Source organism: Micromonospora sp. C28ISP2-4, assembly GCF_030519385.1.
Lineage (GTDB): Bacteria > Actinomycetota > Actinomycetes > Mycobacteriales > Micromonosporaceae > Micromonospora > Micromonospora tulbaghiae.
Map to the genome: position 1 here is coordinate 69202 of NZ_JAUMKG010000009.1, position 17323 is coordinate 86524.

Sequence of the window (17323 nt, forward strand, 5' to 3'; positions counted from 1 at the left end):
GGCTGATCCTGATCACCAGCCGTCGGGACCGCTTGGCCCGCCGGTCAGAAGCCGAGCTTGCGCAACTGCTTCGGGTCGCGCTGCCAGTCCTTCGCCACGCGTACGTGCAGGTCGAGGTAGACCCGTGTGCCGAGCAGCTCCTCGATCTGCCGCCGGGCGGTGGTGCCCACGTGCTTGAGGCGGCTGCCCCGGTGGCCGATCACGATGGCCTTCTGGCTCGACCGCTCGACGTACACGTCGGCGTAGATCTTGGTGAGGTTGCCCTCCGGGATCATCTCCTCGACCACCACGGCGATGGAGTGCGGCAGCTCGTCGCGTACGCCCTCCAGCGCCGCCTCGCGCACCAGCTCCGCCACGAGCACCTGCTCCGGGTCGTCGGTGAGCATGTCGTCCGGATAGAGCTGCGGCGAGGACGGCAGGTAGCCGGTCATCACGTCGACGAGCGTGTCGACCTGGTGGCCGGAGACCGCGCTGACCGGCACCACGTCGGCGAACTCGCCCAGCTCGCTCACCGCGAGCAACTGCTCGGCCAGCCGCTTCTTGTCGACCAGGTCGGTCTTGGTGACCACCGCCAGCACCGTGGCCTTGAGGCTGGCCAGCTCGCCGGTGATGAAGCGGTCGCCCCGGCCGACCGGCTCGTTCGCCGGAACGCACAGGCCGATCACGTCGACCTCGCTCCAGGTCTCCCGGACCAGGTCGTTGAGGCGCTCGCCGAGCAGCGTGCGGGGCCGGTGCAGACCCGGGGTGTCGACGAGCACGAGCTGCGAGTCCGGCCGGTGCAGCACCGCCCGGATGATGTGCCGGGTGGTCTGCGGCTTGTTCGAGGTGATCGCGATCTTGGTGCCGACGATCGCGTTCGTGAGCGTCGACTTACCGGCGTTCGGCCGCCCCACGAAACAGGCGAAACCGGCCCGGTAGGGACGCTCCTCGGGCGTGGTCACTCGACCACCGTGCCGAGGACGGTGCCGTCCGGCGCGGCCACGTGGACCGGCGCGTCGGCGGACAGGTCACGCACCGCGGCGTGCCCGGCCCCGTCCAGCGTCGACGCCTCGGTCACCACCACGGCGGCCTCCAGCCGGCTCGCGCCCGCCGCCACCGCCGAGGCGACCGCGAGCTGGAGCGCGGTCAGGGTCAGCGACGGCAACGCCACGCTCGCCGCCGCGTACGTCCGGCCGTCCTGGTCGCGGACCGCGGCGCCCTCCACGGCCGCCACCCGGCTCCGCGCGCCCCGGGCCAGGACTACGAGCTTGGCGTCCTCGGCGCTCAGCTCGGCCGGGTCGGCGGGGGTGGGCAGGGCAGCCGGTACGGCGGGTGACTCAGGCATCGGCGGGTTGCCTCTCCTCGGAACGGTTGTTGTCGCCACGCGAGTCGGGCGGCTCGCTTCGGTTGGTGCCCTCCGGCGCGTCACCCCGGTCGACCCGGCTCACCAGAACCGTGTCGATCCGGTTGCGCCGGCCGGTGGTGCCCTCGGCCACCAGCCGCAGCCCGGCCACCTCGGCCTCGGCGCCCGGGATGGGCACCCGGCCGAGCGCCTGGGCGAGCAGGCCGCCGACCGTCTCCACCTCGTCGGTGGGCAGCTCGGTGTCGAACAGCTCGCCCAGATTCTCCACCGGCAGCCGCGCGGTCACCCGCACGGCCCCGTCCGGCAGGTGCTCGACCGGCGGGCGCTCGACATCGTACTCGTCGGTGATCTCCCCGACGATCTCCTCCAGGATGTCCTCGATGGTGACCAGCCCGCCGGTGCCGCCGTACTCGTCGACCACGATGACCAGGTGGTTGCGGGCCGCCTGCATCTCGGAGAGCAGGTCGTCCACCGGCTTGGACTCCGGCACGAACGTGGCCGGGCGCATCAGCTCGGCCACCGGCATCTGCCGGGCGCCCTGGTCGCCCTGCACCCGCCGGATCAGATCCTTGAGGTAGAGCACACCGAGCACGTCGTCGACGTTCTCGCCGATCACCGGGATGCGGGAGAACCCGGAGCGCAGGAACAACGCCAGCGCCTGTGCGAGCGTCTTGCTCTCCTCGATCCACACCATCTCGGTACGCGGCACCATCACCTCGCGGGCGATGGTGTCGCCGAGCGCGAAGACCGAGTGGATCATCTGGCGCTCGCCGTGCTCCACCACGCCGCGCTGCTCGGCCAGGTCGACCAGCTCCCGCAGCTCCACCTGGGTCGCGAACGGCCCCTCGCGGAAGCCCTTGCCGGGGGTGACCGCGTTGCCGATCAGGATCAGCAGCGACGCCAGCGGGTTGAGCGCGCGGCCCAGCCAGCGCACCAGCGGCGCGACAGCGCGGCCGACCGCGTACGCGTGCTGGCGGCCGATCGTCCGCGGGCCGACGCCGACCACCACGAAACTCACCACGGTCATCGCGCCGGCGGTCACCAGCGCCGCCCGCCAGCCCGCGCCGAACGTGTCGACAGCCACCAGCGCGACGAGCGTGGTGGCGGTCAGCTCGGCCAGCAGACGCAGCAGGAGCAGCAGGTTGAGATGGCGGACCACGTCACCGGCGACCGCCTGGAGGGCACGCCCGCCGCGGGCGCCGTCCCGGGTCAGCTCAGCGGCGCGGGCCGGCGAGACCGCGGCCAGCGCCGCCTCGGTCATCGCGATCAGGCCGGCGAGCACCACCAGCCCGGCGGCGAAGACCAGGAGTTGGAGATCGGGCAGACCGGCGGGGGTGCGGACCGCCGCCAAGGTTTCCATCACCGCGACCGGGTCGACCGCCAGCCGGCCAGCAGCCGGGCCTGGAGACCGAACATCTCCCGCTCCTCCTCGGGCTCGGCGTGGTCGTAGCCCAGCAGGTGCAGCACGCCGTGCACGGTGAGCAGGTGCAGCTCGTCGGCGGCCGAGTGCCCGGCGGCAGCGGCCTGCTTGGCCGCCACCTCCGGGCAGAGCACGATGTCGCCCAGCAGGGCCGGCTCACCGCCGGCCGGGGTGCTCTCCCCCGGGCCGTGGTCGACGCTGCCCTCGTCCATGGGGAAGGCGAGCACGTCGGTCGGACCGTCGCCACCCATCCAGCGGTGGTTCAGCTCCGACATGTATTCGATGTCGACGAGCAGCACTGACAACTCGGCGAGGGGGTTGACCCCCATCTCGTCGAGAGCGTGCCGCGCGACGGCGAGCACGGCGTCGGTGTCGACGTCGACACCCGACTCGTTGGCGATCTCGATGGACAACTGTCTTCCTCTGATGATGTGACGGCTTCCGCCGGCCGGTCAGCGACGCCGGCCGGCCCGGCCGCCCTGGGCGGTCCGCCCCGGTACGGCGTGCACACTCTGCGCCTGCTGGTTCTCCCGCTCGGCGTCCCAGCGGGCGTACGCGTCGACGATCTCGCCCACCAGCTTGTGACGCACCACGTCGGAGCTGGAGAGCTGGGCGAAGTGCACGTCCTCGACGTTGTTCAGGATCTCCCGGACCACTCGCAGGCCGCTCGTCGTCCCGCCCGGAAGGTCCACCTGGGTGACGTCACCGGTAACGACGATCTTGGAGCCGAAGCCGAGCCGGGTGAGGAACATCTTCATCTGCTCGGGCGTGGTGTTCTGCGCCTCGTCCAGGATGATGAACGCGTCGTTCAACGTCCTTCCGCGCATGTACGCCAGCGGCGCCACCTCGATCGTGCCGGCGGCCATCAGCTTCGGGATGGTCTCCGGGTCGAGCATGTCGTGCAGGGCGTCGTAGAGCGGGCGCAGGTAGGGGTCGATCTTCTCGTTCAGGGTGCCGGGCAGGAAGCCCAGCCGCTCCCCCGCCTCGACCGCCGGCCGGGTCAGGATGATCCGGTTGACCTGCTTGGCCTGGAGCGCCTGGACGGCCTTCGCCATGGCCAGGTACGTCTTGCCGGTACCCGCCGGGCCGATGCCGAAGACGATGGTGTGCGCGTCGATCGCGTCGACGTACTTCTTCTGCCCGAGCGTCTTGGGCCGGATGGTGCGCCCGCGCCGGGAGAGGATGTTGAGCGTCAGCACCTCGGCGGGCCGCTCGGCGCCGCCCTGTTCGAGCATGCCGACGGTACGCCGTACCGCGTCTGTGGTCAGGGTCTCGCCTTTCTCGATCAGTTCGAGCAGCTCACTGAAGAGACGCTCGGCGAGGGCGTTGTCGGCGGGGGCGCCGGTGATGGTGATCTCGTTGCCGCGGACGTGGACGTCACTGTCGATCGAGCGCTCGACGAGCCGCAGGATCTCGTCGCCCGCGCCGAGCAGGTTCACCATGATCTTCTGGTCTCCGACCGTGATCCTGGTCTGCACACGCGGCGTGCCGGGAGGTGGGGTGCCGGTCATAGGTCGGGCCCGTCGGGCCCTGCGCCACCTGCTCTCCGATTCTCGGGCGCCGGGCCCTGCTGGCGCGGCGTGCGGTTACCTCCATCGTATCGGGTCGGCACCGTACACACCGCGCGCATTTCCGGTGCTCGCCGGTCAGCCGCCGACGCGGAAGTCGTACCCGTCGAAGGTCTCCTGCGTGCGGGTGAAGCGGTAGGTCGCCCAGTGCATCCGGACCACCACGCCGTGCTCGTCGCGGGTCAGCCGCAGCAGCTCCCCTGCCTCGCGGCCGGAGACCGTGCGGAACACGTCCGGCCGGTCCGGCAGCGGCGCGAACACGGCGGGCGGCTTCCCGGCGGGGTCGTCCGCGCCACGGGCCCGCAGCGTCCCGTCGTGCCAGGAGAAGACGTACTCGAAGCCCTCGCCCCACCAGCGGCCCAGCACGCCGCGCAGGTGGTCCGGCGCGGGCGGGCCGGGACGCCACGGCTCGATCTCCGCCGGGTCGTGCTCGGCGGCCGCGGCGAGCAGCCGGTGTGACAGGTCGAACACCTCCACGCCGGTGCCGGACGAGCCGAGCACCGCGGCGCCCATCGCCCCGGCGGTGCCCTGCCCGCCGCGCCGCCCGTACACGGCGGCGAGGAACCCGGGCATCGCCCCGTCGTGGCCCACGTGGGTCACCCGCTCCGGCTGCGGCACCAGGATCAGCCCCAGCCCGAAGCCGGCCGCCCAGACCGACTCGTCGGTGGGGGTGAGCGGCCAGCGCATCTCCTCGACGGTCGTCGCGGCGAGCACCGCGCCGTCCGGGTCCATCGCCGCCGGGTCGGCCAGGAACGCGGCCCAGCGGGCCATGTCCGTCGCGGTGCTCCAGAGCTGCGCGGCCGGGGCCACCGCGCCGAAGTCGGCCGGTGGCTCCGGGTGGACCTCGTCGGAGTACGCGTCGACCAGGAACCCGGTCGCGGCACGCCCGGTCGGGTGCGGGTGGGTGGAGGTGAGCCCGAGCGGGCCGAGCACCCGGTCGGCCAGCACCTCCGCCCAGGTGCCGCCGCGCAGCCGGGCGACCGCCTCGCCGAGCAGCGCCAGGCCGAGGTTGGAGTAGTGGAAGCGCCGGCCGGCGGGCAGCACCCGCTCGACCCGGGCCAGGTCCGCCAGCATCTCCTCGACGGCCGGGGCGCGCAGGCTGTCCCACACGTCGCCGTGCGGCTCGCGCTGCATGCCGGCCGTGTGCGACAGCAGCCGGCGTACGGTCGCGTCGCCGTGCGCCGGCAGGTCGAGATGCCGCCCGATCGGGTCGTCCAGGTCGAGCAGGCCGTCGTCGCGGCACTGCATGACGAGCGCCGCGGTGAACGTCTTGGTGACCGAGCCGATCCGGAACACCGTCTCCGGCCCCAGCGGGGTGTCGTTGCCGGTGTCGCCCACCGTGCAGGTCCAGAGCGGCCGGTCGGCCCGGTGCAGGGCGGCCGACACCGCCGGGATCCGGCCGGTGGCCTGGGCCTGGCGCACCATCCGGCCGAGCCGGTCGGAGACGTCGGTCATCGGCAGAGCATCGGACCGAGCGGCGCGCCGCCGAGCAGGTGGGCGTGCACGTGGAAGACCTCCTGGCCGCCGTACGGGCCGGTGTTGAACATCAGCCGGAACCCGTCCACGGTCAGGCCCTCCTCCTCCGCGACCACGGCGGCGGTCTGGAGCACCTCGCCGGCCAGCTCGGGCGCGCCCTGAGCCAGCGTGGCCACGTCCGCGTAGTGCTCCTTCGGGATCACCAGCACGTGGGTGGGCGCCTTCGGGTCGATGTCCCGGAAGGCGAGGGTGTTGGCGGTCTCGCGGACGATGGTGGCCGGAATCTCCCCGGCGACGATCCGGCAGAAGAGGCAGTCCATCGCAGCAGTGTAAGGAAGGGCCCCCTGTTAACGCCTCCGGTAGGGGAAGGGGCCCTTCTTAACACCCCGGCCCGATGCGGCAGGATGGCCGCCATGTCGGGACGGGCGGTGCTGGTGACGGGGGCCTCGCGGGGCATCGGACGGGCGGTGGCGCGGGCGTTCGCCGCCGGCGGGGACCGGGTGGCGATCCACCACCGGGACTCGGCCGAACTGGCGGAGCGGCTGCGCGCCGAACTGCCCGGCGACGGGCACGTGGTGGTACGCGCCGACCTGGCCGACGCCGACGCAGTACGCGCCATGGTGGACGAGGCGACCCAGCGGCTCGGCGGCCTCGACGTGCTGGTGAACAACGCCGGCGTGTTCGGGCCGGCCGATCCCCCGCACCCGGTCTTCGAGAGCAGCTACGAGCAGTGGCGGGCGCGGTGGCGGGAGGTGCTCGACACCAACCTGGTCGGCGCGGCGAACGCCGCCTGGTGCGCCGCGCAGCACATGCGCGAACGCGGGGGCCGGATCGTGAACGTGTCGTCCCGGGGCGCGTTCCGGGGCGAGCCGGCCAACCCGGCGTACGGGGCCAGCAAGGCCGGGATGAACGCGATGGCCCAGTCGCTCGCGGTGGCGCTGGCGCCGTACGGCATCGCTGTGGCCTGCGTGGCGCCCGGCTTCGTCGAGACCGACATGACGAACGAGCACCTGAAGAGCGAGCGGGGCGAGGCGGTACGCGCTCAGTCCCCGTTCCACCGGGTGGCCCGGCCGGAGGAGATCGCCGCGGCGGTGCACTGGCTGGCGAGCCCCGAGGCCGAGTGGGCGTCCGGCACCATCATCGACCTGAACGGCGCCTCCTACCTCCGCTCCTGACCCTCCCGCACTTCCCCTCCCCCGCCACCGCCCTCCCGACCCCCCGCGATCTTGCACTTCCGGCCCCGACAAAGCATTGCAAAAGGGGCGCAGCGAGGGCCGAAAGTGCAAGATCGCCGCGCGGAAGGGCGGGCGGAGGGCGGGGCGCGCGGGTTACCAGTGGGTCAGGCGGGTGGCCAGGACCGTCAGGGCGGCTACGCCTGCCGTGGACGTCCGCAGGACGGAGGGGCCCAGGCGGACCGTACGGGCGCCCGCCTCGGCGAACGCGGCCAGCTCGTGGTCGGCGATGCCGCCCTCCGGGCCGACCACGAGCACGATCTCCCCGGCGGTCGGCAGGTCGACGGTGGTCAGCCGGTCCTGTGCGCCCTCGTGCAGCACGAACGCGCCGGCCGCACCGGCGATCCGGCGGGCCACCGAGACGGTGGACTCGTCCGGCGCGCCGGCCACCACCGGCAGCCACGGGCGGCGGGCCTGCTTGGCCGCCTCCCGGGCGGTCGCGACCCACTTCTGCCGGGCCCGTTCGCCCCGCTCGCCGCGCCACTGCGCCACCGAGCGGGACGCCGCCCAGGGCACGATCTCGTCCACCCCGACCTCGGTCATCGCCTGCACTGCGAGTTCACCCCGGTCGCCCTTGGCGATGCCCTGCACCACGACCAGCCGGGGCACCGGCGCGTCCGCGTACCCCCGGCTGGTGACCCGCAGGTCGAGCGTGCCCCGGCCGACGGCGGTGACCACCGCGGCGGCGGTGCCGCCCCGGCCGTCGGCGAGCACCAGTTCCTCGCCGACGCGCAGCCGCTGCACAGTGGCCGCGTGGTGGCCCTCCGGGCCGTCCAGCGTCAGCGTGTCACCGGTGGGCAGCGCCTCGACCAGGAACAGCGGCGCGGACACCTCAGGCGTGCCCGTTGAAGGCGTCGCGCATCCGGGAGAAGAAGCCGCCCTGCTTGGTCAGCTCGGCGACCTCCTCGCCGCGCGTCTTGGCGAAGTCGCGCAGCATCCGCTCCTGGTCGGCGTCGAGCTTGGTCGGGGTACGCACGTCCAGGTGCACGTAGAGGTCACCCCGGCCGGTGCCGCGCAGGTGCGGTACGCCCCGGGCGCGCAGGCGCAGCGTGCTGCCGGGCTGGGTGCCGGGCTTGACGTCGACCGTCTCCTCGCTGTCGAGCGTCTTGATGGTCAGCCGGGTCCCGAGCGCGGCGGCGGTCATCGGCACCGTCACCCGGCAGTGCAGGTCGTCGCCCTTGCGGGAGTAGACGTCGTGCGGCCGCTCGTGGATCTCGACGTAGAGGTCGCCGGCGGTGCCACCACCGGGGCCGACCTCGCCCTGCTGGGCCAGGCGGATCCGCATGCCGTCCTCGACCCCGGCCGGGATCTTGACGGTGAGCGAGCGGCGGGTGCGCACCCGGCCGTCACCGGCGCAGGTCGGGCAGGGGTGCGGGATGGTGGTGCCGTAGCCCTGGCAGACGGTGCACGGCCGGGCGGAGACCACCTGGCCGAGGAACGTCCGCTGCACCGACTGCACCTCGCCGCGGCCGCCGCACGCCTCGCAGGTGGCCAGGTGGGTGCCGGCGGCGGTGCCGGCGCCGGAGCAGGTGGTGCAGAGCACCGCGGTGTCGACGGTGATCGGCGCCTCGACGCCGAACGCGGTCTCGTTGAGGTCCAGTTCCAGGCGCAGGATCGCGTCCGCGCCGGGGCGGGTACGCGGACGCGGGCCCCGGCTGCCGCCCGCGGCGCCGCCGAAGAACGCGTCCATGATGTCCTGGAAGCCGACGAACGGACCGGCGCCGCCCGGGCCGCCGGGACCGCCCGCGCCACCGCCGCCCGGTGCGAGCGGGTCGCCGCCCAGGTCGACGATCTGCCGCTTCCGGTCGTCCGAGAGGACCTCGTACGCGGCGTTGATGTCCTTGAACTTCTCCTGGGCCTCCGGGTCCGGATTGACGTCCGGGTGGAACTGCCGCGCCAGCTTGCGGTAGGCGCGCTTGATCTCGTCGTCGGAGGCGTCCCGGCTCACGCCGAGAATGCCGTAGTAGTCCCTGGCCACTGCGTTAGGTGTCCTCATGTTCGTCTCGCGTCGCTCCGGTCGTCGGCCGGAACCGGCCGTCGGCCCTGACTGGTCAGTTCTGGGCCAGCAGTTCGCCCACGTAGCGTGCCACGGCCCTCACCATGGCGATATTGCCGGGGTAGTCCATCCGGGTCGGCCCGAGCACGCCGAGTCCACCGACGATCGTGCTGCCCGGTCCGTAGCCGGTGCTGACCACCGAGGCGGCCCGCAGGTTGTCGTATTCGTTCTCGTCGCCGATGAGCACCCGGGTGGTGCTCGGTTCGGTCTCGCCGATCAGTTTGAGCAGCACGACCTCTTCTTCGAGCGCCTCCAGGATGGGCCGCAGCGAACCCTGGAAGTCGAGCAGGCCGCCCCGGGTGAGGTTGGCCTGGCCGGCCAGCGCGAGGCGTTCCTCGTGCCGTTCCACGAGCGTCTCCAGCAGCACGGTGGAGAGCGTGGTCATGGCCGGGCGCAGGTGCGGCGCGGACTCGTCGACGAGCGCCTGCACCAGCGGCGGCGTCTCGGCGAGCTGGCTGCCGACGAGCTTCTCGTTCACCAGCCGGCGCAGGTCGGTCACGTCGTCGGCGGGCACCGGGGCGGGCAGCTCGACCAGCCGCTGCTCGACCCGGCCGGTGTCGGCGATCATGACGACCATCAGCCGGGTGGTGGAGATCGGTACCAGTTCCAGGTGGCGCACCTTGGAGCGGGCCAGGCTCGGGTACTGCACCACTGCGACCTGCCGGGTGAGCTGGGCGAGCAGCCGGACCGTGCGGTGCACCACGTCGTCCAGGTCGACGGCGCCGACCAGGAAGCGCTCGATCGCCCGGCGCTCGGCCGGGCTGAGCGGCTTGACCCGGGACAGGCGGTCGACGAAGAGGCGGTAGCCGCGGTCGGTGGGCACCCGGCCGGCGCTGGTGTGCGGCTGCCGGATGTAGCCCTCCTCCTCCAGCACCGCCATGTCGTTACGGACCGTGGCCGGCGAGACGCCGAGCTGGTGCCGCTCGACCAGGGCCTTGCTGCCGACCGGCTCCTGCGTGGCGACGTAGTCCTCGACGATCGCGCGCAGCACGGCGAGTTTGCGGTCGTCGAGACCCATTCCCCACCTCCTGACGCACCTCGGCCGGGCCGGCGCGCGGCATCCGCCGGGCGGCTGGCACTCGACTGTAGCGAGTGCCAGTCTACGTCGGCACCCCCGCCGACGCGATGATCGCCCGACGGACCTGCGGTGCGGCCCGCCACACAGCACGGCCCACCAGGGCCGGACAGCCGGTCATCGTCGGTCTGTGTCGCTCTGGTGCGAGTTGACCGGTGCCCCTACCGTGGCGACCATGACTGAACCTCCTCGCCCTCCCGGGGCAGGGGACTCCGGCCCCCAGCCCGACCCGTCGGCGCCCTACGGCTCGCCGGCCGGCGAACCGCCCACCGCTCCACTGTCCGGCGCGCCGGGCGCGGGCGGCTATCCCCCGCCCGGTGACTATCCGCCCCCGGGTGGCTACCCGCCTCCGGGCGGCCAACCTCCGCCGGGCGGCTACCCGCCCCCCGGCGGTTACCCCCCGCCGGGCGGCACGCCGGGCTACGGCGCCGGCTACCCCGCCGGTGGCGGATACGGCCCCGCCGCGTACGCGAACAGCGACGAGAAGACCTGGGCGCTGGTGTCGCACTTCGGTGGCGCCGCGGGTGTCATAGTCGGCGGTGGCCTGCTCGGCTGGGTCGCTCCGCTGATCGCGCTGATGAGCCGGGGCCAGCAGTCGCCGACGGTCCGCGCGCACGCCGTCGCGGCGCTGAACTTCCAGATCACCTGGGCCATCGCCGGCGTGCTCGCCTGGGTGATCACGATCATCACCTGCGGGATCCTGTTCTTCGTCCCGATGCTGGTCTGGCTGGTGCCGCTGATCTTCGGGATCATCGGCGGGGTCAAGGCCAACGACGGCGTGCTCTACCGCTACCCGATGAGCTACAGCTTCACCAAGTGACGCCTCCGGCCGGCCGAGGGGGCGGCCGGCCGGACCCGATCACGGCAGCAGGTCGCGTACCACCGCGTCGGCCAGCAGCCGGCCGCGCAGCGTCAACACCACCAGCCCCCGCGCGTACGCCCCGGCGTCGAGCAGCCCGGCGTCGCGGGCCCGCTCGGCGCCCGCCCGGCCGGCGGCGTCCAGCACGTCCAGCGGCAGTCCGGAAGCGAGCCGCACCCGCAGCATCACGTCCTCCATGTGCTGCTCGTCAGCGGTGAGCCGTTCCCGGGCCAGCGCGGGCGAGGCGCCCTCGGCCAGCCGTGCCGCGTACGCGCTCGGGTGCTTGACGTTCCACCAGCGCACGCCGCCGACGTGGCTGTGCGCCCCCGGGCCCAGGCCCCACCAGTCGGCGCCGCTCCAGTAGAGCAGGTTGTGCCGGCACCGGGCCGCCGCCGAGCGGGCCCAGTTCGACACCTCGTACCAGGAGAATCCGGCCTCGCCGAGCGCCGCCTCCGCGGCCAGGTAGCGGTCCGCCGCCACGTCGTCGGAGGGGTACGGCAGCTCGCCCCGGCGCATCCGCGCGGCCAGCCGGGTGCCGTCCTCCACGATCAGGGCGTACGCGCTGACGTGGTCCACGCCCGCCTCGACCACCTGGGCCAGCGAGGCGGCGAAGTCCTCAGCCGTCTCGCCCGGCGTGCCGTAGATCAGGTCGAGGTTCACGTGCTCGAACCCGGCGTCGCGCGCCTCCAGCGCGGCGGCTGTGGCCCGGCCCGCGCTGTGCCGCCGGTCGAGCACCGCGAGCACCCCCGGCGCGGCGGACTGCATGCCCAGCGAGATCCGGGTGTACCCGGCCGCCCGCAGCGTCTTGAGCGACTCCGGGCCGACGGACTCGGGGTTGGCCTCGGTGGTGACCTCGGCGTCGGCGGCCAGCCCCCACACGCGGTCGATGCCGTCGAGGATCCGGGCCAGGTCGTCGGCGGGCAGCAGGGTGGGCGTGCCACCGCCGACGAAGACGGTGTCGACCCGGGGCGGCGGCGAGTCGCCCAGCACCCGGGCGGCCAGCTCCAGCTCGGCCAGCACGGAGTCGGCGTACGTCTCCCGGCTCGCCCCGCCGCCCAGCTCCGAAGCGGTGTACGTGTTGAAGTCGCAGTAGCCGCACCGGCTGGCACAGAACGGGACGTGGACGTACACGCCGAAGCCGCGCGCGCCGACGGCGCGAGTGGCGGTGGCGGGCAGCGATCCGTCGCGCGGGACGGGTTCGCCTTCTGGAAGGACGCCGGGCATGGCCACTAGTGTGCCCGGCATGACCTCTCCGGACGCTCTCGTGCGAGTCGCCACGGCCCGTGGGGTGACCACCCTCACCCTGGACAGCCCGCACAATCGCAACGCGCTCTCCACGCCCCTGATGACCGAGCTGCTGGCCGGGCTGGCCGACGCGGTCGCCGACGACGCGGTACGCGCGATCGTGCTCGACCACACCGGCCCGGTCTTCTGCTCCGGCGCCGACCTGAAGGAGACAGCCGCCGCGTACGCCAGCGGGACGGTGCCCGCCGGGATGCTCGGCGACGTGCTCGTCGCGGTGCGGGAGTGCCCGAAGCCGGTGGTGGCGAAGGTGGCGGGGCCGGCCCGGGCCGGTGGGCTGGGCCTGATCGCCGCCGCCGACCTGGCGGTCTGCGCGCAGGAGGCGACGTTCGCGTTCACCGAGGTGCGGATCGGGGTGATCCCGGCGGTGATCTCGGCGACCGTGCTGCCGCGGCTGGGCCAGCGGGCCGCCGCCGAGCTGTACCTGACCGGCGACACGTTCGACGGCCGCCGCGCCGCCGAGATCGGCCTGGTCACCGCCGCGGTGCCGGCCGACGAGCTGGACGCCGCCGTCGAGCGCTACTGCGCCTCGCTGGTCAGGGGTGCCCCGGGGGCGCTCGCCGGGGCGAAGGACCTGCTGCGCCGGCCGGCCGGCCCGGACCTGCGGGCCGAGATCGCCGAGTTGGCCGCGCTGTCGACCGGGTACTTCCTCTCCGACGAGGGGCGCGAAGGCGTGATGGCGTTCCGGGAGAAGCGTCCCGCCGCCTGGGTGCCCGCCGAAGACTGAGGTTCGCGGCGGGTCCCAGGTGAGCGGACCTGGGGCCCGCCGGTCGGCCGAGGCCCGCGCTGGCGGGTGGGACGTACGCTTGTCGGACTGTCGGGACAGGGGGTGCGGGTGCGGACGCGAGCGGCGATCGTGGCATCTGGGGTTGCGGTGTGCGTGCTGGCACTGCTCGCCGTCTACGTCGTGACCAAGCAGTTCGGCGAACACCTGCGGCTGCCGCTGGCCAGCCGGACCTGCACCGTGAAGGCAGACGGCGAGGTGGTGCTCGGCGCCGACCAGATGGCGAACGCGGCCACCATCGCGGCCATCGGGATGCAGCGCCGGATGCCCGAGCGGGCGGTGGTGGTGGCGCTGGCGACCGCGTACCAGGAGTCGCACCTGCGCAACATCGCCCACGGCGACCGCGACTCGCTCGGCCTGTTCCAGCAGCGCCCGAGCCAGGGCTGGGGCACCCCGGAGGAGATCCAGGACCCGCGGTACGCGGCGAACAAGTTCTACGCCGCGCTGAAGAAGGTAAAGGGCTGGGAGCGGATGCGGGTCACCGACGCCGCCCAGCGGGTGCAGCGGTCGGCGTTCCCCGAGGCGTACCAGAAGTGGGCGGACGAGTCGGAGGTCCTCACCCGCGCGCTGCTCGGCCACGCGACCGGCGCGGTGGCCTGCACCGTCAGCTCGCCGCCGACGATGCGCGGCCCGGCCGCCGCCAGCGCCGTGCTGGAGAGCCTGTCGCTGGACTGGGGGCTGCCCCGGCTGGCCACAGCGACCGACCTGACCGCGCTCACCGTGCCGGCCGGTGACGACCGCAACGGCTGGCGGTACGCGCACTGGCTCGTCTCGCACGCCGACGACCACGGCGTGAAGAAGGTCCGCTTCGGCAACCTGGAGTGGACCGCCGAGCAGGGCTCCTGGGCCCGGGTGAAGGGCGATCCGACCACCGAGGTGCGTGCCGAGGTGTTCGCCGCGGCCTGACCGCCGCCGCCGGGTCAGCCCTTGACCGCTCCGGCGACCAGGCCGGAGACCATCCGGCGCTGCACCAGCAGGAAGAAGACGATCACCGGCAGGGTGAACAGCGTGGACGCCGCCATGACCGAGCCCCAGGCGGTGTCGTCGCGGCCGAAGAAGAACGTCATCGCCACCGGCAGCGTGTACTTCTGCTGGTCGTTGATGAAGGTCAACGCGAAGATCAGCTCGTTCCACGCGGTGATGAACGAGAAGATGCTGGTGGCGACCAGGCCGGGCGCGACCAGCGGGAACAGCACCTTGCGGAACGTCTGCGCCCGGCTGGCGCCGTCGATGGCGGCGGCCTCCTCCAGTTCCTTGGGCACCGCGGCGACGAAGCCGCGCAGCATCCAGACCGCGAACGGCAGCGAGAAACCGAGGTACGTGAGGATCAGGCTGGGCAGCGTGTTGTAGAGGCCGAGCCGCTGGATCATCAGGAACAGCGGGATGACCAGCGCCTCCAGCGGGATCATCTGCACCACCAGCAGCATGATCAGGAACGTGGTGCGCAGCTTGAACCGGAACCGGGCCACGGCTGTCGCGGCGAGCAGCGCGACCAGCCCGCTCAGCAGCACCGTCGCCAGCGCGACGAGCGCGCTGTTGAGGAAGAAGTCGGCGAACGTCACGCCCGGGATCAGGTTGCCGGTGAGGATCTCCCGGTAGTGCTCCAGCGTCGGCTCCGCCGGCACCGGCCGGGGGGTGGACGAGAAGATTTCCCGGTTGGGCTTCAGCGAGGTCGCCACCATCCAGTAGACCGGGAACGCGGCGAAGAGCGCGACCAGCAGGCCCGCGCCGTTGAGGGCGATCTTCTTCGTCATTCGTCCTCCTGCCGCAGCACCATGCGGACGTACAGGGCGGTCACCACGAGCAGGATCACGGTGAGGATGACGGCGATGGCGGAGCCGAGGCCGTACTTGGGCGGCGGCGAGAACGCCTCCGCGTACGAGTAGATCGACAGCATGAACGTCGACCGGTCCTGGGTGCCGCCGGCCAGCACGAACTGCTGGGTGAAGACCTTGAAGTCCCAGATCGTGGAGAGCACCACGAGGATGCCGAAGACCGGCCGCAGGACCGGGAACGTGACCGACCAGAAGACCTTCCACGGCCCGGCGCCGTCGACCCGGGCCGCCTCCTGCAACTCCGTCGGCACGCTCTTGAGCCCGGCCAGCACGCTGACCGCGATGAACGGGAACGAGTGCCAGACCACCACCAGCGTCAGGATGGCGAAGAACAGCAGCGGGTCGTTGAACCAGCCGTACCCGGTCCAGTCGCTGCGCCCGAACAGGGCCGTGGAGAGCCCGTCCGGCAGCTTGTTGAACAGCCAGGTGACCAGGCCACTCGTGTCGTCGAAGATCCACTTCCAGACGATCGTTCCGGTCAGCGCCGGGGTGGCCCAGGCGAGCATCACGCAGCTCGCCACGAACGTGGCCATCTTCTTGCCCAGGCGGTTGAGCAGCAGCCCGACCAGGGTGCCGAGGATCATCGTGAGCGCCACGTTGGCTAGCGCGAACAGCACCGTGTTGCGCAGCACCGTACGGAAGAACGGGTCGCCGAGGATCTGCGCGTAGTTGGCCAGGCCGACCCACGGCCACTCGCGGTCGCCGCGTAGCTGCCGGACGCTGTCCAGCTTGTGGAAGGACATCCACACGACCTGGCCGAGCGGCCAGAGCAGCAACACGGCGATGATCGCCAGGCAGGGCAGCAGGAGCAGGTACGGAAGGTGGTCCACCCGGCGACGGCGCCGCCGCGCGGGGATCTCCCGCGCGGCGGCCTCGCCGGTGGCCTCGGTCAGCGTGGTCACTTGGCGTTGAGGATGCTTTCCATCTCGGTGGCCGCGTCGGCGGTGGCCTTCTCGACCGTCTTCTGGCCCTTGATGACCGAGCTGTTCATCGCCTGGGTCACCGTCTTGGTGCGGCTCACCTCGACCCACTTCGGGGTGAGCGGGGTCAGCTTGGTGTTCTGGATGGCGGTGGCGAACGCGGCCATCACCTTGTCGTTCGCGTAGTCGCCGCTGCTGACCAGGTCCTGGTAGACCGGGAAGAAGCCGAGGCTGCTGGCGAACTCCTTGTCCTTCTGCTTGCTCAGCAGCACGGTCATGTAGTCCCAGGCCAGCGCCTGTCGCTCGCTGTCCTTCCAGATGGCGATGTCGGAGCCGCCGGCGAACGCCGGGGCGGGCTTGCCGTCCGGGCCGGGGATCGGGAACGTGCCCCACACCTTCTCGATGTCGGGGTTGTCCTTCTTCATCGCGCCGCCCTGCCAGCTACCGGCGAACGCCATGGCGGCCTTGCCGGTGGCGAACTGGGTGCGGGCGTCGACCTCGTTCCACCCGGCGGCGGCCGGCGGGGCCACCTTGTGCACGGTCACCAGGTCGGTCCAGAACTTGACCGCCTTCTGCGCCTCGGGGGTGTTGTAGCCGGACTTCCAGCTGTCGCCCTCCTTGGTGGCGATCTCCGCGCCGGCACCCCAGAGGAAGGAGTAGAACGGCAGCTCGGAGTTGCCGGGCAGGGCGATGCCGTAGGTGCCGGGCTTCTTGGCCTGCACGGCCTTCGCGGCGGCCACCATCTCGTCCCAGCTCGTCGGCGGCTTCACGCCGGCCTCGGCGAACCAGTCGGTGCGGTAGTAGACGGCGCGCACGCCGGCGTACCACGGCACGCCGTACTGCTTGCCGTCGAGCTGGGCGTTCTTGACCAGGTCGGGCAGGATGTCCTTGCCCTCGGACCAGCCGTTGAACTTGTCCGAGACGTCGGCCAGGGCCTCCTGCGCGGCCCAGCCCTGGGTCTCGGTGTTGCCCAGCTCGGTCACGTCCGGGCCCTCGCCGCCGGCGAGCGCTGCCTGGAACTTCTTCGGCGCCTCGAGCCAGGGGATGTACTGCACCACGACGTCGGTCTCGGGGTGCTTCTTCTTGAACTCCGCCTCGACGCTGTCGAGGAACTTGGTCTGGGCGTCGCCGCCCTCACCCATCATCCACACAGTGAGCTTGCTGTTGTCGGCGGCCTTGTCGTCGTCGCCGGAGCCACCGCACGCGGTCAGCACCAACGCGGCCGACGCCACGATGGCGGTGACCGGAGCCAGCCGCTTCCACCTGTTCACGCCATATCTCCCTCAGGGCCGTTTGGCACTAACCTTCTCCGCCGCACCTTAGTAGGAAAATTTCCTTTACAACAGGGGGTGTTCGTGACGGAGGGCACAGGCGACCGTATCGCAGCCGGAGGCCCGGCCGACATCGATGCCGTCCGGGCAGTTCAGGGCCCACGTACGCCGACGGGCGCCCGG

18 protein-coding genes are annotated in these 17323 nt (G+C 72.4%); 4 read left to right on the plus strand and 14 right to left on the minus strand.

Going from position 1 to position 17323, the window contains the following annotated elements; translation table 11 throughout:
• Window positions 1–44: 44 nt before the first annotated feature.
• The 7 genes from era to Q3W68_RS27090 all read right to left on the minus strand — a co-directional run bounded on the left by era (window position 45) and on the right by Q3W68_RS27090 (window position 6126).
• Window positions 45–941, minus strand: coding sequence for a GTPase Era (gene era / locus Q3W68_RS27060; RefSeq protein WP_302908131.1), 897 nt, complete (start codon window positions 939–941; stop codon window positions 45–47).
• Entirely contained in the window at window positions 938–1324 is a 387-nt protein-coding gene (locus tag Q3W68_RS27065; protein WP_120568509.1) for a cytidine deaminase, read from the minus strand. The genes era and Q3W68_RS27065 overlap by 4 nt, the downstream gene beginning before the upstream one ends.
• Window positions 1317–2726: a hemolysin family protein gene (locus Q3W68_RS27070; protein WP_302908180.1), complete on the minus strand. Its 1410-nt coding sequence runs from the start codon at window positions 2724–2726 to the stop codon at window positions 1317–1319. The genes Q3W68_RS27065 and Q3W68_RS27070 overlap by 8 nt, the downstream gene beginning before the upstream one ends.
• Window positions 2702–3175 carry an rRNA maturation RNase YbeY gene (gene ybeY, locus Q3W68_RS27075; RefSeq protein WP_302908132.1) on the minus strand — a complete coding sequence of 158 codons (474 nt, stop codon included), beginning with the start codon at window positions 3173–3175 and terminating at the stop codon, window positions 2702–2704. The genes Q3W68_RS27070 and ybeY overlap by 25 nt, the downstream gene beginning before the upstream one ends.
• Window positions 3176–3214: 39 nt before the next feature.
• Complete coding sequence (locus Q3W68_RS27080) at window positions 3215–4273, minus strand: PhoH family protein (protein WP_302908133.1); 1059 nt, start codon at window positions 4271–4273, stop codon at window positions 3215–3217.
• Between the two features lie 135 nt (window positions 4274–4408).
• Entirely contained in the window at window positions 4409–5785 is a 1377-nt protein-coding gene (locus Q3W68_RS27085; RefSeq protein ID WP_302908134.1) for a serine hydrolase, read from the minus strand.
• The gene (locus Q3W68_RS27090) at window positions 5782–6126 is read right to left on the minus strand and encodes a histidine triad nucleotide-binding protein (protein WP_302908135.1); all 345 of its coding nucleotides are present in this window, start codon (window positions 6124–6126) and stop codon (window positions 5782–5784) included. Before Q3W68_RS27090 ends, Q3W68_RS27085 begins: the two co-directional genes overlap by 4 nt.
• 93 nt (window positions 6127–6219) lie before the next feature.
• Here Q3W68_RS27090 and Q3W68_RS27095 point away from each other — a divergent pair, with 93 nt between their 5' ends.
• Entirely contained in the window at window positions 6220–6981 is a 762-nt protein-coding gene (locus Q3W68_RS27095; RefSeq protein WP_302908136.1) for an SDR family NAD(P)-dependent oxidoreductase, read from the plus strand.
• A 153-nt stretch (window positions 6982–7134) separates the two neighbouring features.
• On the opposite strand, the gene Q3W68_RS27100 is transcribed toward Q3W68_RS27095, so the two are convergent.
• From Q3W68_RS27100 to hrcA, 3 genes are all read right to left on the minus strand, one after another.
• The gene (locus Q3W68_RS27100; protein WP_302908137.1) at window positions 7135–7869 is read right to left on the minus strand and encodes a 16S rRNA (uracil(1498)-N(3))-methyltransferase; all 735 of its coding nucleotides are present in this window, start codon (window positions 7867–7869) and stop codon (window positions 7135–7137) included.
• A gap of 1 nt (window position 7870) precedes the next feature.
• Entirely contained in the window at window positions 7871–9016 is a 1146-nt protein-coding gene (gene dnaJ, locus Q3W68_RS27105; RefSeq protein ID WP_176710436.1) for a molecular chaperone DnaJ, read from the minus strand.
• 73 nt (window positions 9017–9089) lie between these two features.
• The gene (gene hrcA / locus Q3W68_RS27110; protein WP_091572036.1) at window positions 9090–10112 is read right to left on the minus strand and encodes a heat-inducible transcriptional repressor HrcA; all 1023 of its coding nucleotides are present in this window, start codon (window positions 10110–10112) and stop codon (window positions 9090–9092) included.
• A gap of 232 nt (window positions 10113–10344) precedes the next feature.
• Between hrcA and Q3W68_RS27115 the strand changes: the two genes are divergently transcribed.
• Window positions 10345–10989 (plus strand): DUF4870 domain-containing protein, encoded by a 645-nt coding sequence (locus tag Q3W68_RS27115; protein WP_302908138.1) that lies wholly within the window; start codon window positions 10345–10347, stop codon window positions 10987–10989.
• A 39-nt stretch (window positions 10990–11028) separates the two neighbouring features.
• Here the strand turns inward: Q3W68_RS27115 and hemW are convergent, their stop codons facing one another.
• Window positions 11029–12252, minus strand: coding sequence for a radical SAM family heme chaperone HemW (gene hemW, locus Q3W68_RS27120; RefSeq protein ID WP_302908139.1), 1224 nt, complete (start codon window positions 12250–12252; stop codon window positions 11029–11031).
• A gap of 19 nt (window positions 12253–12271) precedes the next feature.
• On the opposite strand from hemW, the gene Q3W68_RS27125 reads away from it, so the two are divergent.
• Together Q3W68_RS27125 and Q3W68_RS27130 are read left to right on the plus strand one after the other, a co-directional pair.
• Complete coding sequence (locus tag Q3W68_RS27125) at window positions 12272–13057, plus strand: enoyl-CoA hydratase-related protein (protein WP_302908140.1); 786 nt, start codon at window positions 12272–12274, stop codon at window positions 13055–13057.
• A gap of 102 nt (window positions 13058–13159) precedes the next feature.
• The gene (locus Q3W68_RS27130; RefSeq protein ID WP_302908141.1) at window positions 13160–14020 is read left to right on the plus strand and encodes a hypothetical protein; all 861 of its coding nucleotides are present in this window, start codon (window positions 13160–13162) and stop codon (window positions 14018–14020) included.
• Between the two features lie 14 nt (window positions 14021–14034).
• On the opposite strand, the gene Q3W68_RS27135 is transcribed toward Q3W68_RS27130, so the two are convergent.
• The 3 genes from Q3W68_RS27135 to Q3W68_RS27145 are packed head-to-tail and all read right to left on the minus strand — an operon-like array spanning window position 14035 to window position 17140.
• On the minus strand, window positions 14035–14868 hold the full coding sequence (locus Q3W68_RS27135; protein ID WP_128136489.1) for a carbohydrate ABC transporter permease: 834 nt from the start codon (window positions 14866–14868) through the stop codon (window positions 14035–14037).
• A complete protein-coding gene (locus tag Q3W68_RS27140) occupies window positions 14865–15851 on the minus strand; it encodes a carbohydrate ABC transporter permease (protein ID WP_302908142.1) in 987 nt (328 codons plus the stop codon). Before Q3W68_RS27140 ends, Q3W68_RS27135 begins: the two co-directional genes overlap by 4 nt.
• Window positions 15848–17140: a sugar ABC transporter substrate-binding protein gene (locus Q3W68_RS27145; protein WP_302908143.1), complete on the minus strand. Its 1293-nt coding sequence runs from the start codon at window positions 17138–17140 to the stop codon at window positions 15848–15850. Before Q3W68_RS27145 ends, Q3W68_RS27140 begins: the two co-directional genes overlap by 4 nt.
• Between the last annotated feature and the right edge of the window lie 183 nt (window positions 17141–17323).